Raw genomic sequence first — 6682 nt, forward strand, 5'->3', positions numbered from 1 at the left:
GACCAGCGGAAGCTTTGAAAAAAACAAAACAAAAGCGTATTTTTGAGAAAAACTTGTAGCGAAAAACAGGATTAAGCTCCTGCAAATGATTGAGAAGAAAAAAAATGAAAGCAAAAGCCTTTGATACCCGATTATTCAAACGAATTTTAACTTACACCAAACCTTATAAACTCCGTTTTAATGGCGTCATTGTATTTGCAATTTCGCTATCTATTTTTGCGGCACTACGCCCCTATTTATTAAAGCAAACGGTTGATAGTTATATTCAAACCGAAGACAAACAAGGACTTTTAATGTACGTTTCTCTTATGGGAGCGGTTTTATTGGCCGAAGTTTTTTCGCAGTTTTACTTTGTGTATTGGGCCAATTGGTTGGGACAAGATATTGTAAAAGACATTCGAACCAAACTGTTCAAGCACATTTTGAGTTTCAGAATGAAGTATTTTGACTTGGTTCCGGTGGGGCAGTTAGTAACGCGTTCGGTTTCTGATATTGAAGCTATTGCGCGTATTTTTAGTCAAGGTTTATTTATGATTATCAGCGACTTAATGAAAATGTTTGTCGTACTTATTTTTATGTTCTACATGAACTGGAAATTAACATGGATTGTCATTATTGCAATGCCTATTTTAGTGGTTATTACCCGAGTTTTTCAGCGAAAAATGCAGGTCGCTTTTGAGGAAGTACGTACACAAATTTCGAATATGAACTCGTTTGTACAAGAACGAGTGACCGGAATGAAAATTGTGCAACTCTTTAATCGTGAGAAAATTGAACTCGATAAATTTAGAGAAATAAACGATAAACACAAGACGGCCTGGATTAAGACCATTTTGTACAACTCGATTTTCTTTCCTATTGCCGATATTATTTCGTCGCTAACATTGGGGTGCGTGGTGTTGTATGGCGGAACTCAAATTTTGAATGGCGATACTTTTACCACTTTTGGAGATTTATTTTCATATACCATGTTTATTTCTATGTTGTTCAACCCATTGCGTCAAATTGCAGATAAGTTTAACGAAATGCAGTTGGGAATGATTGCGGCCAACCGAGTTTTTGATATCATTGATACTCAAGACCAAATTCAGGACACAGGTAATATTGAAGCCCCAGTGTTTAGAGGTGCTATAGAATTTAATGATGTTCGATTTGGCTATATTCCGGAAGAAGAAGTGATCAAAGGAATTAATTTGTCGGTTGCTGCGGGACAAACTGTTGCAATTGTTGGCTCTACAGGAGCGGGAAAATCGACTATTATTAATTTATTGAATCGTTTTTATGAAATTAATTCGGGAACGATTTGTATTGACAATCAAAATATCGAAAATTATACGCTAGCTTCACTGCGCAAGCAAATTGCAGTAGTATTGCAAGATGTGTTTCTATTTGCTGATACCATTTATAATAATATTACACTAAACAATCCAGAGATTACCAAAGAGCACGTAATTTCAGCGGCCAAAGAAATTGGCGTGCATAATTTTATAATGACGCTGCCTGACAATTATAATTTCGACGTAAAGGAACGCGGCGTAATGTTATCATCGGGACAACGTCAATTGATTGCTTTTTTACGTTCGTACGTAAGTAATCCGAGCATTTTAATTCTCGACGAGGCCACATCATCCATTGACACCTATTCTGAAGAATTAATTCAACGTGCCACCGAGACAGTGACTCAAGGTCGTACTTCGATCGTTATCGCGCACCGATTAGCAACTATAATAAATGCAGATAAGATTGTTGTGATGGACAAAGGTAAAATTGTCGAACAAGGAAACCATCATGAATTAATTAATAAGACCGGTGGTTATTATAAAAACTTATACGATTCTCAGTTTGTAGTAGCCAATTAAGAACACAATAATCTAATTATTAGTAAGTTATATCCTTAGATAAAATGTAGTATCTTTAAAATTATATGTAGACACAATTCGTATAAATTTACTATAGTAGAATTATTTTGGAAATAAGTTTTGTATGTATTTTTATAATGTACGATTAATTTCATTTTTTATTTATATCAAATTCTAAACCCTATTCAAATGCCACAAATTAGAGTTTATCCTAATGAGGAATTCCGAGAAATTAAATTAGAAGGCACCTTTAGACATCGTTACGCCGTTTCAAACAAAGGACGCATGTTGAGTTTTAATGATAAAATGCTGGAAGGTCGACTTCTTAAAGGAACCTATATTGACGGTTACCGATTTTTTCGTTACAAACGCGTAGATGACGAAGGAAAAATAACGAATTTCAGTCATTTTATCTGTAAATTAATTGCCGAAGTATTTATTCCTAAAACAGCTGTGCATCAGACCAAATTATTGCATTTAGATTACGTTAGAGACAACGATGATATTCGTAATTTAAGGTGGGCAACTCACGAAGAAATGCTAGAACACAGCTACAATAGTCCGAACAACAAACGTGCTTTGGCTGAACTTCAAGCCAATAACAAGTTGGCCAACGGTCGCAAACTAACCGTTACCAAGGTTATGTACATTAAAAAATTGCTAGCAAGACCCGACAATAAAACCCGACTAAAAATGATTGCTAAGCAATTTGGTGTCAGCGAAATGCAAATTAGACGCATTGTTAGTGGCGAAAACTGGGGACATATTACAGTTTAATAAAAATTCAGCAAGTAGTTTTAGTGCTTAATACTTTCATATCCATCCTTACAAAAATGCACTTTTTCAGGAATCTCTGTGAAATATGCTTTTACAATAGTGATTCCATACAATTTTCAATCCTCTTTTAAAATAAATCCTTAAATTCGCAATCGCAAATAAACTGGTAAATATCCAGTAAAAAATAACAACTCGATTTTTATGTTGTTGTGGAGCGCTAAATTAAAAAAAGTACAAAAATGAAATACGACGTTATTGTTTTAGGAAGTGGACCTGGTGGATATGTAACTGCCATTAGAGCATCACAATTAGGCTTTAAGGTGGCCGTAGTTGAAAAAGAAAACTTAGGTGGAGTTTGCCTTAACTGGGGTTGTATACCGACAAAAGCATTGCTAAAATCGGCTCAAGTTTTTGATTATTTAAAACATGCGTCTGATTACGGATTAACAGTTTCTGATTTCGATAAAGATTTTGGAGCAGTAGTAAAACGAAGCCGTAACGTTGCTGAAGGAATGAGCAAAGGCGTTACTTTTTTAATGAAAAAAAATAAAATTGATGTTATCTTAGGATTTGGGAAACTAAAACCAGGAAAAAAACTAGACGTCACCGATAAAGACAATAAAGTAACTGAATATAGCGCAGACCACATTATTATTGCAACAGGAGCACGCTCTCGTGAGTTGCCAAACTTGCCGCAAGATGGTGTAAAAGTAATTGGTTACCGCCAAGCAATGACTTTAGCAACGCAACCAAAGTCAATGATTATCGTTGGTTCTGGAGCTATTGGAGTTGAGTTTGCACACTTTTACAACTCTATGGGAACCGATGTAACTATTGTAGAATTTATGCCAAATGTAGTTCCAGTAGAAGACGAAGATATCTCGAAACAATTCGAGAAATCATTAAAAAAAGCAGGAATAAAAATAATGACCAATTCTTCTGTTGAAAAACTAGATACTTCTGGCGAAGGCGTAAAAGCAACTGTAAAAACAGAAAAAGGAGAAGTTATTTTAGAAGCAGAGATTGTACTTTCGGCAGTTGGAATCAAAACCAATATCGAAAATATTGGCCTAGAAGAAGTTGGAATTGCAACCGACAGAGATAAAATTTTAGTAAACGAATTTAACGCAACAAATATTCCAGGCTATTACGCTATTGGAGATGTTACTCCTGGTCAAGCTTTAGCACACGTTGCTTCGGCTGAAGGAATTAACTGTGTTGAAAAAATTAAAGGATTGCACGTAGATCCAATCGATTACGGAAACGTTCCCGGTTGTACGTACGCAACTCCCGAAATTGCTTCGGTTGGTCTAACTGAAAAACAAGCAAGAGAAAAAGGATACGACCTAAAAATTGGAAAATTTCCATTTTCAGCTTCAGGAAAAGCGCAAGCTTCTGGAACTCCAGACGGATTTGTAAAAGTGATTTTTGATGCCAAATATGGTGAATGGTTGGGTTGCCACATGATTGGTACCGGCGTAACCGACATGATCGCAGAAGCGGTTGTAGCTCGTAAACTAGAAACTACAGGACACGAAATCCTTAAATCCATTCATCCGCACCCAACAATGAGTGAAGCAGTGATGGAAGCCGTTGCTGATGCTTACGGCGAAGTAATTCACTTGTAAAAAGTAAAACATATTTATGTATAAAAGTCCAATTTGCATTTTTGCAGGTCGGACTTTTTATTTGGGCGTGCCCCGCAAAAAAAGCGGGTCAGGCTGTCCACCATATCTTTTGTGCCAAACCATGGCACAAAAGGATATCACTCCCATCCTTCACGCGACCCAACTTGTTCTAATTAGCACGATTACAAATACAACACTTCGATTTATAAAAAATAGTTCCAATTTAGAACAAGATCAATTACTTAAAAACAAAGATTTTTCTTATCTTTAATTTTAAATATTCTGTAATATGAATTGGAACGCTAAGTTAATAATTCACAAAAATGAGCAACGAATCGCCGTTTTTTTCGACAAAGACATCGATTTAATCAGTCGTCTAAAAAAACTAGATGACGCACGATGGAGTGCTAGTAAAAAAGTATGGCACGTTCCTGCTTCTGAGCACAACATCAGACGTTTTAATATAATTCCGAAACCAACACATTCACTGTACAATGTAGAACAAATTGAGAAGTTCAGGTATTGGCTATCCTCCAAGCGTTATAGTGAAAGTACCGTAAAGACCTACATAGAAGCGTTAAAATCATTTCTGCTTTTTTATACCGAAAAGCCAATAGCTGAAATCACAAATGAAGATATCATTGTGTTTAACAATGAACACATTATAAAAAACAAATTTTCAGTTTCGTATCAAAACCAAATCGTAAATGCAATCAAACTTTTCTTCTCTACTATTCAGTCCCGTCAAATTGAAATTGATGCCATTCACAGACCGAAAAGAGAAAAAAGCTTACCGAACGTACTCAGTAAAGAAGAAGTTAAACAAATTCTAGACGCACATTCCAATCTAAAGCACAAGACGATGCTATGCCTAATATACAGCTGTGGTTTGCGTTGTGGGGAACTTCTGGCCATGCGTCCACACCACATTGACTCCAAACGGAACATCATCTTATTAAAAAATGCAAAAGGTAAAAAAGACCGAATCGTACCGTTAAGTCCCAAAATACTAACGCTACTAAGAGAATACTTTATAGTCCATAAGCCATCTATTTATCTTTTTGAGGGGTACGAAAAAGGACAACCCTACAAAGCTCGCAGTTTACAGCAAGTTTTAAAATTAGCCTTAATTAAAGTACAAATTTCCAAGCCCGTTACCTTGCATTGGCTAAGGCACAGTTACGCTACTCACCTACTAGAGTCGGGCACAGACTTGCATTATATTCAAGAATTATTAGGACACAGCAGCAGCAAAACCACCGAGATATACACCCACGTGAGCACCAAAAACATTCAGCAAATAAAGAGTCCATTTGACGATTTGTAAAGCAATTTTTACTATTTTCACGAAATATTATACGCAATTCAAGTTCGCTAATACAACTCACCTAGACGTTGTTCACGCTACTGTAAGACGCATATATACTAGTTACCAGATATTTTAAATGACAATATAGTAAATAAAGAAATATGACAAAAGAAAAAACAGAACAGAAAACAGATCAAATACAGGGAAAACCTGCCACTAGACCTAACACGACTTCAACATTGAAAACATTCAACAAAACTGAAAAAACAAGTTACAGCAATAAAAAAAAATAAGAATATTAACATACAATATATTGATTTTTTAAATCTATTAACCATATTTTTTATATTTTCTTTGTTGTGGTTAAGCGCATAATTATAACTTTCAATTTGTGTAGCTAAATATTCTTTTTCTAATTCTTCATTTAAAAAAGAGTCGAAATAACTATCAAACATAAGTTCTGGTAATGATCCTTTTAAAGCTATCATTGAAGGAAATAAATTTTTATGTAAAATTATGATGCTTAAAATACACCCAGCTAAAAGTATAAAATATAAATATTCTCCTTTAGCCATTTGGAAAAATGAAAATGAAAGTATTGAAGAGTAAAAAGCAACAACAAAAAAAGACTTGTTAGTGTTTTCCGAAATTGACTTTGTTAATTCTGTAGCTAATTTATCTGCTTCGGAAAAAATAAATTCTAAAGAATATTTTGTTTGATTTGTAATGTTTATATTTTTCATAATTTTAATTTTATACAATATTAGTAAAAAAACATCTGGTAACACACGTTTTGCTCTATTGCGAAATTTGTTTTAAAATCACGTTCACGTTTCGCAATTATATTTATCTTTAACAGAAAATAATCAGTTCCGAAGCTCGCAACAAAGCAAAGCGTGGGAACGTCAGGCTGTGAAAAAACTTCTTTTTCCTCTAATATGCCCTCACATTGGTATTACTACAATCCAAATAAAGCCTTTTAAGAAGCCTGTTTTTTTAGGCTACAAATTGAAGTGGAAAGAAAACAAATCCTGATTTCGGCTTTAAATAGTTCGTTTTTAATAAAAACAAGACTTTGGTCTTGTAGGGTGACTTCCAGTTCTTGATTT

5 protein-coding genes are annotated in these 6682 nt (G+C 34.7%); 4 read left to right on the plus strand and 1 reads right to left on the minus strand.

Annotated features, from left to right (window positions below; all coding sequences use genetic code 11):
• The first annotated feature begins 104 nt into the window (after positions 1-104).
• The 4 genes from AP058_RS06795 (at position 105) to AP058_RS06810 (ending at position 5591) form a co-directional block, all read left to right on the plus strand.
• The gene (locus AP058_RS06795) at positions 105-1859 is read left to right on the plus strand and encodes an ABC transporter ATP-binding protein (RefSeq protein WP_066308255.1); all 1755 of its coding nucleotides are present in this window, start codon (positions 105-107) and stop codon (positions 1857-1859) included.
• 189 nt (positions 1860-2048) lie between these two features.
• The gene (locus AP058_RS06800; RefSeq protein ID WP_066308256.1) at positions 2049-2636 is read left to right on the plus strand and encodes an NUMOD4 domain-containing protein; all 588 of its coding nucleotides are present in this window, start codon (positions 2049-2051) and stop codon (positions 2634-2636) included.
• Between the two features lie 239 nt (positions 2637-2875).
• Positions 2876-4264, plus strand: a complete 1389-nt coding sequence (gene lpdA, locus AP058_RS06805; RefSeq protein WP_066308259.1) for a dihydrolipoyl dehydrogenase — start codon at positions 2876-2878, stop codon at positions 4262-4264.
• Between the two features lie 289 nt (positions 4265-4553).
• Positions 4554-5591 (plus strand): site-specific integrase, encoded by a 1038-nt coding sequence (locus AP058_RS06810; RefSeq protein ID WP_066308262.1) that lies wholly within the window; start codon positions 4554-4556, stop codon positions 5589-5591.
• Between the two features lie 215 nt (positions 5592-5806).
• Here AP058_RS06810 and AP058_RS06815 read toward each other — a convergent pair whose 3' ends face one another.
• A complete protein-coding gene (locus AP058_RS06815) occupies positions 5807-6316 on the minus strand; it encodes a hypothetical protein (RefSeq protein WP_066308266.1) in 510 nt (169 codons plus the stop codon).
• Positions 6317-6682: the final 366 nt, after the last annotated feature.

The organism is Flavobacterium sp. TAB 87 (assembly GCF_001529295.1).
Lineage (GTDB): Bacteria > Bacteroidota > Bacteroidia > Flavobacteriales > Flavobacteriaceae > Flavobacterium.